This is a genomic window from Ramlibacter rhizophilus (assembly GCF_004681965.1).
Taxonomy (GTDB): Bacteria; Pseudomonadota; Gammaproteobacteria; order Burkholderiales; family Burkholderiaceae_C; genus Ramlibacter; species Ramlibacter rhizophilus.
This window is the reverse complement of the sequence record NZ_SMLL01000001.1, coordinates 718132-735582: the sequence shown is the minus strand read 5'-3', so window position 1 is coordinate 735582 and position 17451 is coordinate 718132. Positions and strand designations below refer to the sequence as shown.

General features: G+C 72.2%; 16 protein-coding genes. 8 read left to right on the top strand and 8 right to left on the bottom strand.

The genetic code is table 11. The features are described 5' to 3' along the window. Window positions 1-46 precede the first annotated feature (46 nt). Genes EZ242_RS03525 through EZ242_RS03510 form a run of 4 tightly spaced genes read left to right on the top strand, consistent with a single transcriptional unit; the run spans window position 47 to window position 4534 of the window. Window positions 47-1315, top strand: coding sequence for a GTP cyclohydrolase II (locus tag EZ242_RS03525; protein ID WP_135283715.1), 1269 nt, complete (start codon window positions 47-49; stop codon window positions 1313-1315). Next, complete coding sequence (locus EZ242_RS03520) at window positions 1312-2574, top strand: URC4/urg3 family protein (protein WP_135283714.1); 1263 nt, start codon at window positions 1312-1314, stop codon at window positions 2572-2574. The genes EZ242_RS03525 and EZ242_RS03520 overlap by 4 nt, the downstream gene beginning before the upstream one ends. Window positions 2575-2608: 34 nt before the next feature. Further along, window positions 2609-3235, top strand: coding sequence for a uracil phosphoribosyltransferase (gene upp / locus EZ242_RS03515; RefSeq protein WP_135283713.1), 627 nt, complete (start codon window positions 2609-2611; stop codon window positions 3233-3235). Window positions 3236-3262: 27 nt separating this feature from the next. Beyond that, a complete protein-coding gene (locus tag EZ242_RS03510; RefSeq protein WP_135283712.1) occupies window positions 3263-4534 on the top strand; it encodes an amidohydrolase family protein in 1272 nt (423 codons plus the stop codon). Between the two features lie 63 nt (window positions 4535-4597). On the opposite strand, the gene EZ242_RS21915 is transcribed toward EZ242_RS03510, so the two are convergent. After that, on the bottom strand, window positions 4598-5674 hold the full coding sequence (locus tag EZ242_RS21915; RefSeq protein WP_167784576.1) for a hypothetical protein: 1077 nt from the start codon (window positions 5672-5674) through the stop codon (window positions 4598-4600). A 179-nt stretch (window positions 5675-5853) separates the two neighbouring features. On the opposite strand from EZ242_RS21915, the gene arfB reads away from it, so the two are divergent. Then, a complete protein-coding gene (gene arfB, locus EZ242_RS03500) occupies window positions 5854-6252 on the top strand; it encodes an alternative ribosome rescue aminoacyl-tRNA hydrolase ArfB (protein WP_135283711.1) in 399 nt (132 codons plus the stop codon). Window positions 6253-6264: 12 nt separating this feature from the next. Here arfB and EZ242_RS03495 read toward each other — a convergent pair whose 3' ends face one another. Together EZ242_RS03495 and EZ242_RS03490 are read right to left on the bottom strand one after the other, a co-directional pair. Continuing rightward, window positions 6265-6846: an exopolysaccharide biosynthesis protein gene (locus tag EZ242_RS03495; protein WP_135283710.1), complete on the bottom strand. Its 582-nt coding sequence runs from the start codon at window positions 6844-6846 to the stop codon at window positions 6265-6267. A gap of 32 nt (window positions 6847-6878) precedes the next feature. After that, complete coding sequence (locus tag EZ242_RS03490; RefSeq protein ID WP_135283709.1) at window positions 6879-7622, bottom strand: SGNH/GDSL hydrolase family protein; 744 nt, start codon at window positions 7620-7622, stop codon at window positions 6879-6881. Between the two features lie 214 nt (window positions 7623-7836). On the opposite strand from EZ242_RS03490, the gene EZ242_RS03485 reads away from it, so the two are divergent. Together EZ242_RS03485 and EZ242_RS03480 are read left to right on the top strand one after the other, a co-directional pair. Next, window positions 7837-9294: an MFS transporter gene (locus EZ242_RS03485; protein ID WP_135283708.1), complete on the top strand. Its 1458-nt coding sequence runs from the start codon at window positions 7837-7839 to the stop codon at window positions 9292-9294. A 113-nt stretch (window positions 9295-9407) separates the two neighbouring features. Continuing rightward, window positions 9408-9632 (top strand): hypothetical protein, encoded by a 225-nt coding sequence (locus EZ242_RS03480; RefSeq protein ID WP_135283707.1) that lies wholly within the window; start codon window positions 9408-9410, stop codon window positions 9630-9632. Window positions 9633-9675: 43 nt separating this feature from the next. Here EZ242_RS03480 and EZ242_RS03475 read toward each other — a convergent pair whose 3' ends face one another. Together EZ242_RS03475 and EZ242_RS03470 are read right to left on the bottom strand one after the other, a co-directional pair. Next, window positions 9676-10635, bottom strand: a complete 960-nt coding sequence (locus EZ242_RS03475) for a PA2778 family cysteine peptidase (protein ID WP_135283706.1) — start codon at window positions 10633-10635, stop codon at window positions 9676-9678. 6 nt (window positions 10636-10641) lie between these two features. Further along, window positions 10642-11007, bottom strand: a complete 366-nt coding sequence (locus EZ242_RS03470; RefSeq protein ID WP_135283705.1) for a PA2779 family protein — start codon at window positions 11005-11007, stop codon at window positions 10642-10644. Window positions 11008-11200: 193 nt separating this feature from the next. Between EZ242_RS03470 and EZ242_RS03465 the strand changes: the two genes are divergently transcribed. Beyond that, window positions 11201-12214, top strand: a complete 1014-nt coding sequence (locus EZ242_RS03465) for an AraC family transcriptional regulator (RefSeq protein ID WP_135283704.1) — start codon at window positions 11201-11203, stop codon at window positions 12212-12214. Here EZ242_RS03465 and EZ242_RS03460 read toward each other — a convergent pair. From EZ242_RS03460 to EZ242_RS03450, 3 genes are all read right to left on the bottom strand, one after another. Next, a complete protein-coding gene (locus tag EZ242_RS03460; RefSeq protein WP_135283703.1) occupies window positions 12192-13580 on the bottom strand; it encodes an FAD-binding oxidoreductase in 1389 nt (462 codons plus the stop codon). The genes EZ242_RS03465 and EZ242_RS03460 overlap by 23 nt on opposite strands. Window positions 13581-13751: 171 nt before the next feature. Continuing rightward, the gene (locus tag EZ242_RS03455) at window positions 13752-13949 is read right to left on the bottom strand and encodes a hypothetical protein (RefSeq protein WP_135283702.1); all 198 of its coding nucleotides are present in this window, start codon (window positions 13947-13949) and stop codon (window positions 13752-13754) included. A 133-nt stretch (window positions 13950-14082) separates the two neighbouring features. Further along, on the bottom strand, window positions 14083-17409 hold the full coding sequence (locus EZ242_RS03450) for a PAS domain-containing hybrid sensor histidine kinase/response regulator (RefSeq protein ID WP_135283701.1): 3327 nt from the start codon (window positions 17407-17409) through the stop codon (window positions 14083-14085). Window positions 17410-17451: the final 42 nt, after the last annotated feature.

The following is a 17451-nucleotide window of genomic DNA, read 5'->3' as shown; positions in this document are numbered from 1 at the left end:
CGCAGCCGCGCCTGCGCTACATTGTTTTTCTTTTGAGCAGGCCCCGATGCCCGACGAAACCCAGGCCCCGCGCCACATCCGCCTCACCTCCCACAGCGGGGGCTTCGGCGCCCTTCCCATCACCTGGGGCGCGGCCACGCCGCTGGCGCGGGGGCCGGTGGTGGGCACCACCACCCAGCGCGCCCACCGCAACGTCATCGGCACGCACAGCGGCTCCTACAGCGTCTACCGCGCACTCGCCGTCGCGGCCGGCGCGCTGGCCCGCAGCCACCGCGCCGACCTCACCAACACCTCGCCCACCGACGTCATCGGCCCGTACCCGCAGTGGAGCGACGCCGGCCGCATCGTGAGCCTGGACCCCTGGGGCGCCACGGTCGCCGAGGCCTTCGCGGCCGAGATTGCCGCCGGCTACGACGTGCGCCCGACCATCGCCGTGACCAAGGCCCACGTGGTGCTGCCCGAGGTGCTGGACGCCGTGAACAAGGGGCGCCTGAAGCCCGACGGCAAGCTCCTCTCCGAAGGCGGCGCGGCCCTGGTCACCAAGGCGGCCATCGAACCCGTCTGGTGGCTGCCCGGCGTGGCCCGGCGCTTCGGCTGCTCGGAGTCCGACCTGCGCCGCGTGCTCTTCGAGGAGACCGGCGGCATGTACCCGGAACTCGTCACCCGCAGCGACCTGGAAGTGTTCCTGCCGCCCATCGGCGGCCAGACCCTCTACATCTTCGGCAACCCGCGCGACCTCGCCAACCCGGAGGTGGAACTCACCGCCCGGGTGCACGACGAGTGCAACGGCTCTGACGTCTTCGGCTCGGACATCTGCACCTGCCGTCCCTATCTCACCCATGCCATCGAGGAATGCATCCGCGGCGCGCAGCCGGTCGAAGCCGGCGGGCGCGGCGGCGTGGGCCTCATCTCGTACTCGCGCAAGGAAGGCCGGGCACTGGGCGAGGTCACCAAGTTCCTGGTCTACAACGCCCGCAAGCGCCAGGTGGGCGGCGACACCGCCGACCAGTACTTCGCGCGCACCGAATGCGTGGCCGGCGTGCAGGACATGCGCTTCCAGGAGCTCATGCCCGACGTGCTGCACTGGCTGGGCATCCGCAAGATCCACCGGCTGGTGTCCATGAGCAACATGAAGTTCGACGCCATCACCCAGTCCGGCATCGAGGTCGGCGAGCGCGTCAACATCCCGGACGGCCTCATCCCCGCCGACGCCCAGGTGGAGATGATGGCCAAGATGGCGGCCGGCTACTTCACGCCCGGCCTGGTGCCGGACGCCCAGGGCCTGAAGGACACGCGCGGAAGGGGCCTGGAGTGAGCGACGTCTTCGTGCACGAGCGCGCCAACGGCGAGCTGGCGGCCGCCGAGCTGCGCACCACCCGCGCGGTGCGTGCGCGCTGCGCCCAGCTCCTGGCCCGCGCCCGGGGCGGCGCCGGCTGGTTCGACGTGGACGACGGCGCCCTGGACGAGGCCGCCGATCGGGTGGCCGACACCACGCGGCAGCGTTTCCCCCGCCTGCACATTCCGCTGCACAGCCGCTGGCGCCACTTCGAGGCGGGCGGCATCGACCGCAAGGCGCAGCTCGAGCGGCTGCTGTCCGGCCTGAACGCCCCCGAGCGCGCCCACGCCATGATCGACCTCACCACCGTGAGCGTCCTGCTCGATGCCGGCGCCGGCGCCGACTGGAAGTACGTCGAGCCGGCCAGCGGCCAGGTGTTCCGGCGCTCCGAAGGGCTGGGCGTGGCGAGCTTCCATGCCTTCACCGCGGGGCTCTTTTCCAGCGACCCCCGGCACCCCTGCCAGGCCGACTCCGAAGGCCTGCGCGCCCTGGTCACCGAGGACCTGGCCGAGGCCTTCCAGGTGTCCGACGCCAACCCGCTCGTTGGCCTGGAAGGCCGGGCCGTGCTGCTGCGCCGCCTGGGCGAGATCCTGGCCGAGCAGCCCGAGGTCTTCGGCGAGGCCGGCCGGCCGGGCTCGCTCTTCGACGTCATCATCAGCCCGCTGGGCCCCGAGATCCCGCACACCGCCGACGTGGACGCGCACGACATCCTCTCGCAGCTGCTGCTGTCGCTCTCGGGCATCTGGCCCGCCGGCAACCAGGTCGCGGGCGTGCCGCTGGGCGACTGCTGGCGCCACCCGGCCGTGCGCGGCGAGGGCCTCACCGACGGCTGGGTCCCCTTCCACAAGCTCTCGCAATGGCTCACCTACTCGCTCCTGGAGCCCTTCGCCTGGGCCGGCGTGCAGGTGCACGGCATCGACCGCCTCACCGCCCTGCCCGAGTACCGCAACGGCGGCCTGCTGCTGGACACGGGCGTGCTGCGCCTGCGCGATGCGCAGGCCGCGCAGCAGCTGTGGCAGCCGGGCGACGAGATCATCGTCGAGTGGCGCGCCCTCACCGTGGCCCTCATCGAGGAAATGGTCCCGCGCGTGCGCGAACGCCTGGGCCTGGTCGCCGAGCAGCTTCCGCTCGGCTGCATCCTCGAAGGCGGCACCTGGGCCGCGGGCCGCCAGCTCGCGCAGGATCGTCGCGGGGGCCTTCCGCCCCTGCGCGTGGCCAGCGACGGCACGGTGTTCTGATTCCTTTTCCCATCCAAAGACTCGCAACGACAACATGAGCGTCCACGTCATCGACCACCCGCTGGTGCAGCACAAGCTCACGCTGATGCGCAAGAAGGAGGCCTCCACCAACAGCTTCCGGCGCCTGCTCAACGAGCTGGCCATGCTCATGACCTACGAGGTCACGCGCGACGTGCCCATGCAGGAAGTCGAGATCGACACGCCCATGGAGACCATGACCGCGCGCATGATCGACGGCAAGAAGCTGGTCTTCGTCTCCATCCTGCGGGCCGGCACCGGCATCCTGGACGGCATGCTCAGCGTGGTGCCCGGCGCGCGCGTGGGCCACATCGGCCTGTACCGCGACCCCAAGACCCTCACGGCGGTGGAGTACTACTTCAAGATGCCGCAGGACATGCACGAGCGCGACGTGGTCGTGGTCGATCCCATGCTGGCCACGGGCAACTCGGCCATCGCGGCGGTGGAACGCCTGAAGGAGCTGCGGCCCAAGTCCATCAAGTTCGTCTGCCTGCTCACCTGCCCCGAAGGCGTGCGGGCCATGCAGTCGGCGCACCCGGACGTGCCGATCTACACCGCCGCCATCGACCGCGAGCTCAACGACCACGGCTACATCCTCCCCGGCCTGGGCGACGCGGGCGACCGCATGTTCGGCACGAAGTAGGCGCGCCGCGCCCGGCCGTATCGCGGGATGCTGGACCTCCTCATCACCAACGCGCGCCTGGCCGACGGGCGCGTCAACATGTCGGTGGCGGTGCGGGAAGGCCGCATCGTCGATGTCGCCGAAGGCCTTCAGGCGCCCGCCGCCGAGACGGTGGACGCGCAGGAGCAGCTCCTCGCGCCGCCCTTCGTGGACGCCCACTTCCACATGGACTCCACGCTCAGCTACGGCCAGCCGCGCGTCAACGCCAGCGGCACGCTGCTGGAAGGCATCGCGCTCTGGGGCGAACTCAAGCCCTCGCTCACCGAAGAGGCCATCGCCCGCCGCGCCCTCGCCTACTGCGACTGGGCCGTGGCCCGCGGCCTGCTCGCCATCCGCACCCACGTGGACGTGTGCGACCCCACGCTGGCCGCGGTGCGCGCGCTGCTGGAGGTCAAGCGCCAGGTCGCGCCGTACCTGCAACTGCAGCTCGTGGCTTTCCCTCAGGACGGCGTGCTGCGCTCCCCCGGGGCCCTGGAGAACCTGCGGCGCGCGCTCGAACTCGGCGTGGATGTGGTGGGCGGCATCCCGCACTTCGAGCGCACCATGGAACAGGGCGCCCAGAGCGTGCGCCTGCTGTGCGAGCTGGCCGCTGAACAAGGCCGCCTCGTGGACATGCACTGCGACGAGACCGACGACCCGATGTCGCGCCACATCGAGACCCTGGCCTTCGAGACCCAGCGCCTGGGCCTGCACGAGCGCGTGACCGGATCGCACCTGACCTCCATGCACAGCATGGACAACTACTACGTCTCCAAGCTCATTCCCCTCATCGCCGAGGCGCGGGTGAACGTGGTGGCCAACCCGCTCATCAACATCACCCTGCAGGGCCGGCACGACAGCTATCCCCGGCGCCGTGGCATGACCCGCGTGCCCGAGCTCATGGCCGCAGGCATCACCGTCGCCTTCGGGCACGACTGCGTCATGGACCCCTGGTACGGCCTGGGCTCGGCCGACCTGCTGGAGGTGGCGCACATGGGTTTGCACGTCGCGCAGATGACCAGCCTTGCGGCCATGCGCCAGTGCTTCGACGCGGTGACGCATCACCCCGCGCGCATCCTGCAGCTGGAGGGCTACGGCATCGAGCCCGGCTGCCACGCGGACTTCGTGCTGCTGCAGGCGCGCGACCCGGTGGAGGCCATCCGCCTGCGGGCCACGCGGCTGAGGGTGTGGCGGCGCGGGAAGGTGGTGGCGCAGAGCGAGCCGGCCACAGTCCGCCTGCACCTGCCTGGCCGGCCGAGGCAGATCGACTTCAAATCCTGACCCTGGGCGCCGCCGTGGTCGGCGTGCTGCTCCGGCGCCTGGCGGACCGGGCGTGCGCAGCCCTCAGCGCTGCACGATTCTCACCCACTCCGCCTCGAACGCCTCCACCCCCGGCAGGTAGAACACCTGTTCGACCGCCGTCGGCGTGCTGGCGTAGGCCGCCGGATCCAGCGTGAACACCAGGCGCCGTCCCTCGGGTTCGAAGCGCAGGTGACCGGTGGAGAACAGCGTGGCCGCGTCCAGCGCCTGGGTGTGCAGGATCTCGATGCGGTCGCCTTCGGACGGCGTGAAGTCCAGCACCGTGATGGGGGCGTCCGGGCTGGTGTGCGCGCCGCGGCCGCCGGCCACGAAAACGTCCGCGCCCGGGCCGCCGCGCAGTTCGCCGAAGCTCACGACCAAGCGGTCGTCGCCGCTGCCGCCATCGAGCAGGCCGCCATGCCGGCCGCCGCCGTCCAGGAGGTCGTTGCCGCCTTCGCCGTAGATTTCCTCGTACGAGAACGGTGCACCGACGATGTGGTTGTCCTGTGCATTGCCTCGCAGCACCACGGACCCGGCCCCGGGGCCCAGCACGCTGAGCCTCTCGACGTGCGGTGGCAAGGTGTAGCCCAGCTCCGTGCGGACCTCGTCCACGCCCTCCCCTTCGCGCTCCACGATGCGGTCGTCGGGGTGCCGGACGATGTAGATGTCGTCACCCGCGCCTCCCATCATCACCACGGCCTGCGAGCCGCTGCCTTCGAGCGTGTCCGGGCCGGGCGTGCCCTGCACGCAGACCGCGCCGGCCGGGCAGGTCGCGGGATCCACGGCGATTGGCGGGGGCGGTGCGGGCGGTGCGGGCGGTGCGGGCGGTGCGGGCGGTGCGGGCGGTGCGGGCGGTGCGGGCGGTGCCGGCGGTGCGGGCGGTGCCGGCGGTGCCGGCGGTGCGGTGGGTGCGGTGGGTGCGGTCGGTGCGGTCGGTGCCGCCGGCGCTGGTGCCACGGGCATGGCCGGCTCAGGCCCCGTCACCGGCGCGCCTGCGTCGATGCCCACGGGAGGCGCTCCGGTGCCAGGACCCTGGGCGACGAAGGGCTCCCCTCCTCCGCCTCCACCGCAGGCCGCCAGGAGGGCGGTGGTCCACGCGATGGCATGTCGTCGAACTCTCATGACTGTCGCTCCCTGTTGCTCTGCTTTTTGTTATAGGCGGCGCAGGGGTGCGCAGGCATGACCGTTTGCAACAGGCTGGAACTCGCCAACATTTCGACGTCGTCGCACCGGCGACGGGCCCAGGCTGTCTCGGCCGCGCGACGCCGAGGCGTCAGGCCCTGCGCGAGAATCGCCCTCCCATGACGCAAGCGCTGCGCGACGACGAAGTCCAGATCACGGCCATCCGTGCCCAGGGGCCCGGCGGGCAGAACGTGAACAAGGTGTCCACCGCGATCCAGCTGCGCTTCGACATCCGCGCCTCGTCCCTGCCGCCGCCGGTGAAGGAGCGCCTGCTCGCCCTGCCCGGGCGGCGCGTGAGCAAGGACGGTGTCCTGGTCCTCAAGGCGCAGGCGGCGCGCACGCAGGAGCAGAACCGGGCCGCGGCGCTGGCCCGCCTGGCGCGGCTGGTCGAGGAGGCCGCCACGGTGCAGGCCGTGCGCGTACCCACGCGCCCCACCGCCGCATCGAAGCGCCGGCGGCTGGCCGACAAGGCGGCGCGCGCCGAGGTGAAGGCGCGGCGCGGGAAGGTGGGCGAGTAGCCCGACCCCGGTTCAGAAGCCGAAGTACCACACCGCCACCGGCACCGCCGCCAGCAGCACCAGCGACAGCACCACCAGCACGCCGTCGCGCGTGAGCAGGCCGGCCGCGAAAAAGGCGATCACCGCCGAGGCGATCGAACCCGAAGTGGGGATCACCTCCATGAAGGGCATGAACAGCGTGAGCCCCAGGATCAGGATGAGCGGCAGCAGCAGCCAGGGCCGGTGCAGCAGGAAGGTGTAGCGCGCCTTCAGGAAGCGCTCCACGAAGTGCACGGGCTTGCGCAGCCAGCCGATGCCCTTGCACAGCTTCTGCGTGGACAGGCGCCGGTGCGTGATGAAGCCGGGCAGCCAGACGCACTTGCGCCCGACGATCATCTGCACCACCAGGATGAAGACGATCACCGCCACGGTGGCCGTGAGGCCCGGGATGGCGCTGGCCGGCGAGGTGGAGACCAGCGAGAAGATCAGCATCAGGGCCGCGAAGGACTTGTGCCCGAGCTTCTCCACGATTTCCGCCACGGTGACGCTGTCGCCATCGGCGGAACTCTCCAGTTGATCGAGGACGTCGCTGAGGGCGTGCTGGTCGGTGGACATGGTGGCTCGTTCGGTTTCGTTCGGCGGGCGGCTCAGGCGGGTGCGACGCCGGGCAGCGGGCCGGCCTGCCGGCGCAGCTCCTGCGTCCACAGCGCGTAGCCGGCATCGCTCGGGTGCAGGCCGTCGCTGGCATGCATCTCGCGCGGGCGCTGCGCAAAGGGGTCCTGCTCGCGCGGCTCGTAGAGGTCCACGTACTGCACGTCGCCGTGGCGTCCCGCCTCCTCGCGCACCACCTCGTGCAGGGCCTGGGCGCGCTGGGTCATGAGCCAGGCGAGCGGGCGGAAGAAAAAGGGTGCGTTGCCCACGTTGCCCGGCGGCATGAGGATGACGCGGGGCGCGCGCTCACGGGCCAGTGCGACGGTGGTGGCCACGTCGCCGCGCAGGCGGTCCACGGGGGTGAGGCGCACCACGTCGTTGCCGCCCCCGAGCACCAGCACCGCATCGAAGCGCCCCGCCGCGCTGCGAAGCTGGCCAGCGAAGTCTCGGTACTTCGCGCCGTCGGCGGCGAGGTTCACGATCCGCAGCTGCGGATGCTGCGCGGCGATGCGGCCGGCCACGCTGGCCTGCGGTGTGCTTGCCCCGGTACCCACGGCCGTGCTGTCGCCGACGATGAGCAGGCTGGCGCGTGGGTCCGGCGGATCGGCCTGCAGCGGCTCGCTCGCCCGGGCGAGCCGCGCCGCCTCCCGGGCCTTGCCCACCGAACAGCCGCCCAGCACCAGCAGCCCGGCGAGGGCGAGCAAAAAGGTGGTGCGGGCAAGGGGATGGCGTGCAGGCATGGGGCGGTCCGGATCGGTCAGCCCGAGTAGAGGGTCACCCGAGCGCCGCCGTTCGTCGGACAGGGGCGACGGACTCGGACGGTGCAGGCGCACAGGCGCAGGCACCCGCTGCAAGCCGCGACAATGCGCGTCGTTGCCCGCAAGGAGTTCGTCTGTCCGCCCCACCGCCTGCCAGGCCAGCCCGCCGCCCCCCGGGTCGCGTCGCGAGCGCGCCATGAGCGCCGACGCCTCCCTCGCCGCCCTGGGCCAGCGCTACGGCGCCCGCTACCGCTGGCTGCTGCTGCTGGCCACCATGATCGGCACCATGGCCTCGGTCATGTCCGCCACCGTGGTGAACGTTGCCATTCCGGACATGAGCCACGTCTTCAGCCTGAGCCAGGAGCGGGCGCAGTGGGTCAGCTCCGGCTTCATGGTGGCCATGACCGTGTCCATGCTCACCACACCCTGGCTGCTCGCGCGCTACGGCTACCGGGCGACCTACGTCGGCGCCATGGTGCTTCTGATGACGGGCGGCATCGTGGGCGGGCTCGCGGCCCACTACCCGCTGGTGCTGGCCGCGCGGGTGGTGGAGGGCCTGGCCGCCGGGGTGGTGCAGCCCATTCCGGCCATCATCATCCTGCGGGCCTTCGAGCCGCGCGACCAGGGACGCGCCAGCGGGCTCTTCGGCATGGGCGTGGTCCTGGCCCCGGCGCTGGGACCCAGCGTGGGCGGCCTGCTGGTGGACTGGTTCGGCTGGCGCTCCATCTTCTTCATGGTCGTGCCGCTATGCCTGCTGTCCATCGTGCTCGCGCGGCGCTTCGTGCCCACCAGCGCCCCGGGCGGCGTCCTGGCCGACCGCAGCGGCCCGCAGCTCGACTGGGTGGGCCTGGCGCTGGGCACCGCGGCCACGCTGTGCCTGCTCAACGGGCTGCTGGACATCCGGGGCAGCGACACGCCCGCCGCCGTCGGCCTGCTCGTGGCGGCGCTCGGCCTGCTGGCCGCGCTGATCGCCTGGTTGCGCCGCGCCGGACGGCGGGGCGACCCGGCGCTGCTGAACCTGTCGCTCTTCGGGCACCGCACCTTCGGCCCGGGCAGCCTGGTGTCCTTCATCTACGGCGTGGCCCTGTACGGCTCCACCTACCTGCTGCCGGTGTACATGCAGCTTGGCCTGTCGCTGCCGGCGTCCAGCGTGGGCGCCATCCTGCTGCCGGCCGGCATCGTGCTGGCCATCACCATCGGGCTGGCGGGCCGCATGCTCGATCGCGTGCCCATCTACCTCATGGTCAGCGGCGGGCTGGCCCTGCTGGCCCTGTCCTTTGTGCTGATGGCAACCGTGGGGCTGGGCACCGCGCTGGTGTGGCTGGCCGTGTGGGCCGTGCTCGGGCGCATCGGCCTGGGACTGGTGATGCCCTCGCTGAACCTCGGCTCGCTGCGCGAGCTGCCCAAGCCGCTCCTCCCCGAAGGCGCAAGCGCCATCAATTTCCTGCGCACCCTGGGCGGCGCGGCCGGCGTGAGCCTGTGCGCGCTGGTCCTGGAGTGGCGCCTCGCCGCCCACGGCGCCTCGCTCACCGGTCCGGGGACCAGCTTCGCGCGGGTGACGGCCTTCCACGAGACCTTCGTGATGCTGGCGGTGGTGTGCGCGCTGGCGATGCTCGCGGCCTGGCGGCTGCGGGGCGGGAACGCCGGCGACTGATACAGCCCAGCTCGAGTGGCGCCTTCGCCGCGACTGCGCAGTCATGGTTACCGTCCTACACCGCCCGGGCCGGTGTCCTACTAACTTGGCATCTCGTTCTCGAAATTAGAGCTATGACCGAAGGCATCGCACCGAACCCGTTCGCGTTCCTGATCAGCCGGGACGCGGTCGACGAAGCCATCCAGCGTGCGCAGCGGCTGGGTCGATCACAGTCCACGGTCCATCGCCTGCTCGACCGCGGCACGCGCCAGCCCAAGCGCTGCGCCCCCGCATGGCCAGCGGGCATCGGCCTGTCGGATCCGGAAATCGGGCGCGAACTTTCCAGCCCGGTGCCCTGATCAGGGGCGGGCGCGACGGCCCGCCTCCTTCTCCTGCCTCACCTCAGCGCGCAGCGCCCGCTCCCGCCTCGATGGCGGCCAGCGTGGCCGCATAGCGGTCCTGGCGCGGGCCACCGATCGCCAAGGCGCGGTGCGCGGCCTGCGTGGCCTCCTGCTTGCGGCCCTGTTCGAAAAGCACCTGCGCGAGGTTGTTCCAGGCATCGCCCGAGTCCGGATGGCGCACAGTGGCTTCACGGTACTGCGCACTCGCCTCGTCCAGGCGCTTGCTTCGGTAGGCCGCATTGCCCAGCGCCAGCCGGGCGAACAGGTTGTCCGGCCAGGCCTGCAGGGCCGACTCGTAGGCACGCGGGCCCAAGGCCGGCGACACGCGCTCGAAGTCCTTGGCGGCCGCGACGTAGTCGGCCTCGCGCGCGGTGGCCGGAAGGCGGTCCGGCGGCAAGGCCACGAAGGCCCAGCGTTCGCCCTTGGCCCAGCTGCGGTCGAACTCGTGCAGCGGCATGACCAGGCGCTCGGTGGTGCCGGAGCGCAGGATCACGGTCTTGTCGGCCAGGTCGTAGCCCACCACCACGGCGTAGTGCCAGCGCGGCAGCAGCGGCAGTCCCAGGTCCTGCAGCACGACCACCGGGTTGCCGGCGGCCACTTCCCGCAGCAGGGCGTCCGGTTCGGCCTGCAGCACATAGGGCACAGCACCGGCACGGCGGCTGGCGCCCAGCAGTTCCACCTGCAGGCTCCCCTGCCGCTGCGGCAGGTACACCTGTTCCACCAGTTGCTGCGGCGAGCGGTCGATGCCCGCGCTTTGCAGGACCGTGGCCAGCGCGGCCGGGCCGCACTGGTAGTCCTCCTGCGGGAAGAAGGGCACGCGAGCCAGTTCCGCCCGCTCGGCATGGGCCGGCGGCAGCGCCTGCCCATAGCGGGGAAACGGCAGGAACGCGCATCCGGACAGCCCCAGGCACAACAGGGCGGCCGCCAGGCCGCTGCGCCAGGGCACTCGGGTCGATCCCATCGACCGTCAGAGCACCGCGATGATCAGCAGGACGCCCAGCAGGACGAGGATCCAGTCCTGCGTGGTGAGCTGGCCACCGGCCGGCACGGTGTCGATGCGCTGCGCGAGTGCGTGCACCTCGGCCTCGCTCAGCGATGCGACGCGGTCGCCGGCGACGACGCCGCTCAGCCCCATGGCCTGCATGCGCTCCTTCACGTTCGCGCGGTCCATGAAGGCCTGCACCTTGGCGCGGTCGAGTTCCGCCTGGCTGGGCGTGGCCAGCGCGTCGGTGTCCACGATGCCGGCCTGCGCCAGGGGCATCTGCGCGGACAGCGCGAGCGCCAGCACGGCGACCACGCCTCGCGAGGTGTTTCGAAGTCCTGCTGCTGTCATTGCAAAGATCCTCCAAAGTTGAAGACCCATGCTAGGCAGGAGCGGGAGGTCAACCGTTCGACCCGGCGGTAACAAAGGCCTCAAGTTGCTGCGTCGCCTGTAGGCGGCGTTCGCTTCCCGGCACGCGGGGGCCGGCATCCGGGATGACAGGCGCGGCGTTCGGAATCAGACTGCAGCTGGGGAGGCACTCCCAATGATCCAGGACAGCGTGTCGGACGTGCTGCGTTGCGTGCGGCTGCGCGCTGCGCTGTTCCACGCCTTCGAAGCCGAGCCCCCGTGGTGCATCGACCTGCCCCGCCTGGACAGGCGCACCCACGCAGCCGCCTCCGGCGGCCACCTCCTGGCCTGCCACCTGCTCCTGCAAGGCGCCGCCTGCGCCGCAGTGACCGGCCAGCCCGCGCTGGAGCTCATGGCCGGCGATGCGCTGGTGCTGCCGCACGGGGACGCGCACCGCCTCGCCAGCGCGGCGGCCCTGCCCGAGCCTGCCGAGGAGGCGTTCCTCTTCGGGAGCGGCGCCCCGCACCCTGCCTTCATCCGCCTGCAAGGCGCCCGGCTACGGGCTGGCGCTGCGCAGCCCAGGCTGCTGTGCGGCTTTCTCGAGTGCGAGCCGGGCCTGTTCGATCCCCTGCTCGCCGCGCTGCCGCGCATCATCCATGTGCCCGTGCCCGCCCTGAAGGCGGCTCTGGCGCTCCCGGAGCTGGCGCTGCTGGCCGGCTGCGAGGACGAGCGCCCGGGCCACGCGGCGATGCTGGAGCGACTGGGCGAGCTGATGCTGATCGAGTGCCTGCGCGCCCATCTCGACACCCTGCCCGCCGACAGCGACGGCTGGTTGCGGGGCCTGCGCGACCGGCATGTCGCATGCGTCCTGGGCCTCATGCACGAGCAGCCGCAGCAGGCCTGGACGCTCGGGATGCTGGCCGATCGCACGGGGCTGTCGCGCTCGGCCCTGCACGAGCGCTTCGTGCACTTCATCGGCATGCCACCCATGCACTACCTGGCCCGCTGGCGCATGCAGACGGCCTCGCGCCTCATGGCGCAGACCAGTACCCCGATCGCGGGCATTGCCGTCGCGGCGGGCTACGAGTCCGAAGCGGCCTTCAGCCGCGCGTTCAAGCGCTCGGTGGGCCTGCCGCCCTCGGTGTGGCGGCGCCGGCACCGGGCGGACGGCGCTGGCGATGGCCCGCTCAAGCCGCCGGCAGCACGTTGACGTTGAAGTGGAAGACGTTGTCCGGGTCCCAGCGCTGCTTGAGCTGCCGCAGGCGCTCGTGGTTGGCGCCCCAGGCCTCCTCCTGCCGGCCCGTCTCGTCCGCGGTCAGGAAGTTCTGGTAGGCGCCTGAGGATGCATAGGGCTTGCAGGCCTTGAACAGGCCCCGCGCCCAGGCCACGCCGGCGGCATCGGTCGCGGCGTCGCGCCAGCGGCCATGCACGTTCATGACGTAGCGCGCACCGCGGTGGGCATAGGCAGTGGCGTCCTGGGGCACGCGGTTGGGCGCGCCACCGATGTGGCCGATGAAGATGTCCGTCTCGTCGGCGGGAAGCCGGTCGCCGAATTCGCAGATGGCGTCGAGCACCTCGTCGCGCACGCGCTCGAAGTTGTGCGACTTCCAGTAATTGCGCGCGCCCGGCGTGAGCAGCGGATCGAAGGCCTGCTGCCACTGCGCGTAGGGCTGGCGGGCCGTCATGGACCCGGCCGGCTCGCCCAGGCGCAGCAGCGGCGCGAGCAGGCCTTCGCTTTCGCTCGCGTCCGCCACGCAGGCCGCGGCGATGATCACGGCCATGCGGCCGTGGGCCGAGGCGGGCAGGAAAGGCAGCGGCGGGGCGTAGCGCGTGACGCACCAGGCGCTCACGCTTTCGGGCGCCGAAGCGGTGTAGTCGCGCCAGTTGCGAAGCACCTGCGCGCCCTGCTCCAGCGGGTACACGGCCAGGGCAGTGTGGATCTCGGGCCCGACGGGGTGCAGCTCGAACTCGAATTCCGTGACCACGCCGAAGTTGCCGCCGCCGCCGCGCAGCCCCCAGAAGAGGTCCGCGTTCTCCTCGGCACTGGCGCGCACCGTGCGCCCGTCGGCCGTGACGACCTGCGCCGACACCAGGCTGTCCACCGTCATGCCCAGCCCGCGCGTGAGCCAGCCGAAGCCACCGCCGAGCGTGAGCCCGGCCACGCCGGTGGTGGAGTTGATGCCCAGCGGCACCGCCAGCCCCTCGCGCTGCGTGGCGGCGTCCACGTCGGCGAGCGTGGCGCCGCCCTGCACCCGTGCCCGGCGCTCGGCCGCCAGGACCGCGACCGCGCGCATCTCGGACAAGTCGATCATCAGCGCGCCGTCGGCGATGGCATTGCCCGCGATGTTGTGGCCACCGCCGCGCACGCACACCTCCAGGCCATGGTCGCGCGCGAAGCGCAGCGCCTCGGGCACGTCGTCCGGTTGCGCGCAGCGCGCGATCATGGCCGGGCGGCGGTCGATCATCGCGTTCCAGACCTGGCGCCGCGTGTCGTAGTCCGCGTCGCCGGGCGAGAGCACATGGCCGCGCAGGCGCTGTTGCAGGGCGGCGGGGTCGGGCGAAAGGGCGCTGGTCATGGATCGGCTCCGATGCGTTCGGTGGGCAGGTCCGGGCTTGGCAGCGTCCGCCGGGGACCTGCAGCCGGCGCGCACGCACCCAGTGTGGGCACGGGCACGCCCCGCGTGAATGACCGATTCACCGCCGCAATTGACCCAGGCACCGGCGCCCGGTCCACGGGCGCGGGCGCATCAGCGCGGCCGTTCCGGCGTGCGCTCGCGGGCGGCCTGCGGCCGTGGCTGCTGCGTCCGGGGGGCGCCCTGGCGCTCCTGCGCCAGGCTGCGCTCGATCAGCTGGCTGGAACGACCCTGCGGGCCGTGCTCGCGCAAGGCGATGCGATAGAGCTCTTCGAGTTCGACAAGGACGGGTCGGCTGCTGTGGACTTGCATCGGATCTCGGGCCTTGGAAGGGAAGTGGTCGCGCAGTATCCGGGGCTCGCTGCGCGCCTCGCAAGCTAAGCAAGGGGTGCGTTTCAAGTGCTCACGTTTCGCGTGCCGCCCCCACGCAGCCCGGGCAGCCGCGTCAGGGGGCGAGCAGTCCGCGCAGCAGCTCCCGCAGGGCCTGTGGGTCCACCGGCTTGCGCAAAATCGCGTCCACGCACGCGGGCGCCAGTTCGCCGGCGGCGATGCCGGCTTCGTTGCCCGTGTGCAGGACCACCCGCAATCCCGGCCGCGCCTGGCGGGCGTGGCGCGCGAGCGCGAGCCCGGTCATGCCCGGCATGGTGTGGTCGGTCACCAGCAGGTCCACCGCATCGTCCTGCCGGTCCAGCCGCCGCGCGGCGGCCAGGGGGTCACGTTCCAGGATCACGCCTAGCCCCCAGCCGGCCATGAGCTCGTGCAGGTAGTCGCCCACCATGGGCTCGTCCTCGACCAGCAGCACCTGGCCGCGCAGCGGCGCAAGTGGCGCGGACGTGTCCGCCGCAGCGGCGGTGCGGGCCCCCGCCTCGGCCTCGGCCGCCGGCAGCAGCACGCGAAAGCTCGCGCCCTGGCCGGGGGCGGACTCGACCTGGATGTGGCCGCCGTGGTCGTGGACGATGCCGTGCACCATCGCCAGGCCCATGCCGGTGCCGCGGCCGGCCTCCTTGGTGGTGAAGAAGGGCTCGAACATGCGATCCAGCACCTCGCGGCCCATGCCCCGGCCGTTGTCCTTGACCTCCAGGCAGACCCAGCGCGTCCCCTCCAGCGAGGCCGCGCAGGACGCGCAGTGGCCGCTGCCCGCGCAGGCCGCGAGGCCGATGCGCAGGGTGCCGTGCTCGCCCATGGCGTCGCGGGCGTTCAGGCACAGGTTCATCAGCACCTGCTCCATCTGCACCGGGTCCGCGTGCACGGGCGGCAAGGGCGCGCCCTCCGCCGCATGTGGCAGGAACTCCACGCCGATGGACGAGGGCAGGTTCGGCCGCAGGAGCTCCAGCGCGCCGCGCGCCAGGTCGGCCGCCGTGACGAGGCGCCGCTCGCCCCGGTGCGGGCGCGAGAAGGCCAGCAGCTGGGCCACGTGGTCGCGCGCGCGCTCGGCCGCCAGCCGGGCCTGCGCGAGCTGGCGCGCGAGCGCCGGATCGGCCGCGGCCCCGGGCCGCTCCTGCGCCATGGCCACGTAGCCCAGCACGCTGGTGAGCAGGTTGTTGAAGTCGTGCGCGAGCCCGCCCGTGAGCTGGCCGATGGCCTCCATCTTCTGCGACTGGCGCAGCTGCCGCTCCAGCTCGGCGCGACGCGTCTCGGCGGCGATGCGATCGGTGATGTCGCGCACCGCATAGAGCACGTGCGGCCGTCCCCGGTAGCTCATGGGCGTGCCGCGCACCTCGCCCTGCCAGGTGCTGCCGTCCTTGCGCGTGCCGGTGACCTCGAAGCGCAGCGGCCGGCCGGCCAGGGCCAGCTCGTGCTCGGCGCGGTGGCGCCGGCGCAGTTCGGGATCGACCTGGGTCAGCACGCGGTCGGCCGCGATGACTTCGTCGCGGGTGAAGCCGCTGAGCGTGGTGTAGGCCGGGTTGACCTCCACCGCGCGGTAGTTGGCGTCCCTCAGGACCAGCGAATCGGCCGAGGCGTTGAAGATGGCGCGGTACTGTTCCTCGCTGTCGCGCAGCGCCCGCTCGGCGCGCTTGGCCTGGGTGATGTCGCGGCCGATGTACAGCACGTGGGGCTGGCCGCGGTGCAGGATGGGAACGCCGCGCAGCTCCAGCTCGTAGCGGTGGCCGTCGCGGCGCAGCAGCACGGTCTCCAGCCGCACGGTGTGGCCGGCCAGGGCCCGCTGGTGCAGGCCGCGGATCTCGGCACTGACCTCCGGCGGATTGGCCAGCACGCGGTCCAGGCCGAGCACCTGCGCGCGCGAGAAGCCGCTCATGGCCTCGTAGGTGGCGTTGACGTCGACGATCCGGAAATCGGCCGAGCGCAGCACCAGCGCATCGACCGAGGCATTGAAGATGGTGCGGTACTGCTCCTCGCTGTCGCGCAGGATCTGGTCGCCGCGCCGGCGCTGGGTGATGTCGCGCACCACCATGAACGCATGCGCCCGGCCGCCCTGGCGGAAAGGCATGACGCGCAGGTCCGCGTCGAACACGCCGCCGTCCTTGCGCAGCAGCGTGGCTTCCAGGTGGCTGGTGCGGCCGGCAAGCGCATCGCGCAAGGGCGCCAGGCGCGCCTGCACGTAGCCGGCCGGCAGGCTGTCGGGAAAGAGCGTCGCGCCGATCACGTCCTCGCGGGCGGCGCCGTAGAGCGCCAGGCCGGCGGGATTCACGTCCACGACGCGCAGTTGCTCGTCCCACACGAAAAGCCCGTCCAGCGAGCTCTCGAACACGGCGCGGTACTGCTCCTCGCGCTGGCGCAGGTCTTCCAGCGAGCGGCGCTGCCGCTCGTCCGCGCGCAGGCGCTCGACCTCGGCGGCTGCGCGCACCGAGAGGATCTCCAGCGTGGCGCGCACCCGGTCCACCTGCGTGAGCGGCCGGCGCGAAGCGATGGAGATCACGCCCAGCGTGGTGCCATCGGTGGCGACCAGGGGGTAGCCGGCATAGCTTTCCAGGTGCTGGATGCGCGCGTCCTCGTCCTCGGGGAACTGCTGCTGCAGCCCTTGCGGATAGGCCTGGAAGCGCTTGCCCAGCACCGTGTCGCAGGGCGTGCCCGCGAGGGCATACCGGCCGCCCTGCACCACCTGGCCGTCGCGCACCAGCGCCAGCGTCTTCATCATGCGCGGCGTGCCCCCCTCGCAGCGGGCGATGAACGCGATGTCCGCATGGAGGATGGCGGCCAGCATGCGCGCCAGCTCGTCGAAGACGGTGCCGCTCGGTGCGGCCGACACGGCCAGGGCGACGGCACGCATCGCGGCTTCGGTGCGCTGGCGCTCGAGCTCGGCGGCCATGCGCGCCGCGATGACCCCGAGCGCGGCCTGCGCATGGCGCGGGTCGCCGCCGGCGACCGGCTGCGTGTCCAGCACCAGCAGCACGCCCATGACTTCGCCGCTGCTGCCACGCAGGGCGTGCGAGGCGCAGGCGTCGATGTCCTCGCGAGCGGCCAGCCGCGCGGGAAGGCGGGTGCAGCGCAGCCCTTGGGCGACGTAGCGGAACTCGGCTCGCCCCGGCTCCAGGACACAGGGGAGCTCGGTGACCGGCAGGTCCACGCCTTCGCGCAGTTCACCGTCCACGCACAGCGCCAGCGACTGCAGGTGGGAAGGCTCCTCGCCATCGAAGACGGCGGCCAGGACCGCCGGCGCCTGCAGGGCGGCCGCGAGTTCGGTGGCCAGGTCGGCGAAGAGCCCGGGACCGCCGGGATGCGCGGACGCGAGCGCAAGACGAAGAAGAGGCTCGGTGGGCCCTGCGGGGCCGACCGAGCCGAGATCGAGAGGCGGACGGGGGTGCGCGCTCATGTCCAAGTCTAGAGACAGCCGGAGCTCTGGCGGCGCGGAATT

What these genes read in the sequence shown, in the direction of transcription:
- upp (WP_135283713.1), top strand. Translation starts at nt 2,609, where the DNA reads ATGAGCGTCCACGTCATCGACCACCCGCTGGTGCAGCACAAGCTCACG.
- EZ242_RS03485 (WP_135283708.1), top strand. Translation starts at nt 7,837, where the DNA reads ATGAGCGCCGACGCCTCCCTCGCCGCCCTGGGCCAGCGCTACGGCGCC.
- EZ242_RS03495 (WP_135283710.1), bottom strand. Translation starts at nt 6,846, where the DNA reads ATGTCCACCGACCAGCACGCCCTCAGCGACGTCCTCGATCAACTGGAG.
- arfB (WP_135283711.1), top strand. Translation starts at nt 5,854, where the DNA reads ATGACGCAAGCGCTGCGCGACGACGAAGTCCAGATCACGGCCATCCGT.
- EZ242_RS03525 (WP_135283715.1), top strand. Translation starts at nt 47, where the DNA reads ATGCCCGACGAAACCCAGGCCCCGCGCCACATCCGCCTCACCTCCCAC.
- EZ242_RS03490 (WP_135283709.1), bottom strand. Translation starts at nt 7,622, where the DNA reads ATGCCTGCACGCCATCCCCTTGCCCGCACCACCTTTTTGCTCGCCCTC.
- EZ242_RS03475 (WP_135283706.1), bottom strand. Translation starts at nt 10,635, where the DNA reads ATGGGATCGACCCGAGTGCCCTGGCGCAGCGGCCTGGCGGCCGCCCTG.
- EZ242_RS21915 (WP_167784576.1), bottom strand. Translation starts at nt 5,674, where the DNA reads ATGAGAGTTCGACGACATGCCATCGCGTGGACCACCGCCCTCCTGGCG.
- EZ242_RS03465 (WP_135283704.1), top strand. Translation starts at nt 11,201, where the DNA reads ATGATCCAGGACAGCGTGTCGGACGTGCTGCGTTGCGTGCGGCTGCGC.
- EZ242_RS03480 (WP_135283707.1), top strand. Translation starts at nt 9,408, where the DNA reads ATGACCGAAGGCATCGCACCGAACCCGTTCGCGTTCCTGATCAGCCGG.
- EZ242_RS03460 (WP_135283703.1), bottom strand. Translation starts at nt 13,580, where the DNA reads ATGACCAGCGCCCTTTCGCCCGACCCCGCCGCCCTGCAACAGCGCCTG.
- EZ242_RS03455 (WP_135283702.1), bottom strand. Translation starts at nt 13,949, where the DNA reads ATGCAAGTCCACAGCAGCCGACCCGTCCTTGTCGAACTCGAAGAGCTC.
- EZ242_RS03510 (WP_135283712.1), top strand. Translation starts at nt 3,263, where the DNA reads ATGCTGGACCTCCTCATCACCAACGCGCGCCTGGCCGACGGGCGCGTC.
- EZ242_RS03470 (WP_135283705.1), bottom strand. Translation starts at nt 11,007, where the DNA reads ATGACAGCAGCAGGACTTCGAAACACCTCGCGAGGCGTGGTCGCCGTG.
- EZ242_RS03450 (WP_135283701.1), bottom strand. Translation starts at nt 17,409, where the DNA reads ATGAGCGCGCACCCCCGTCCGCCTCTCGATCTCGGCTCGGTCGGCCCC.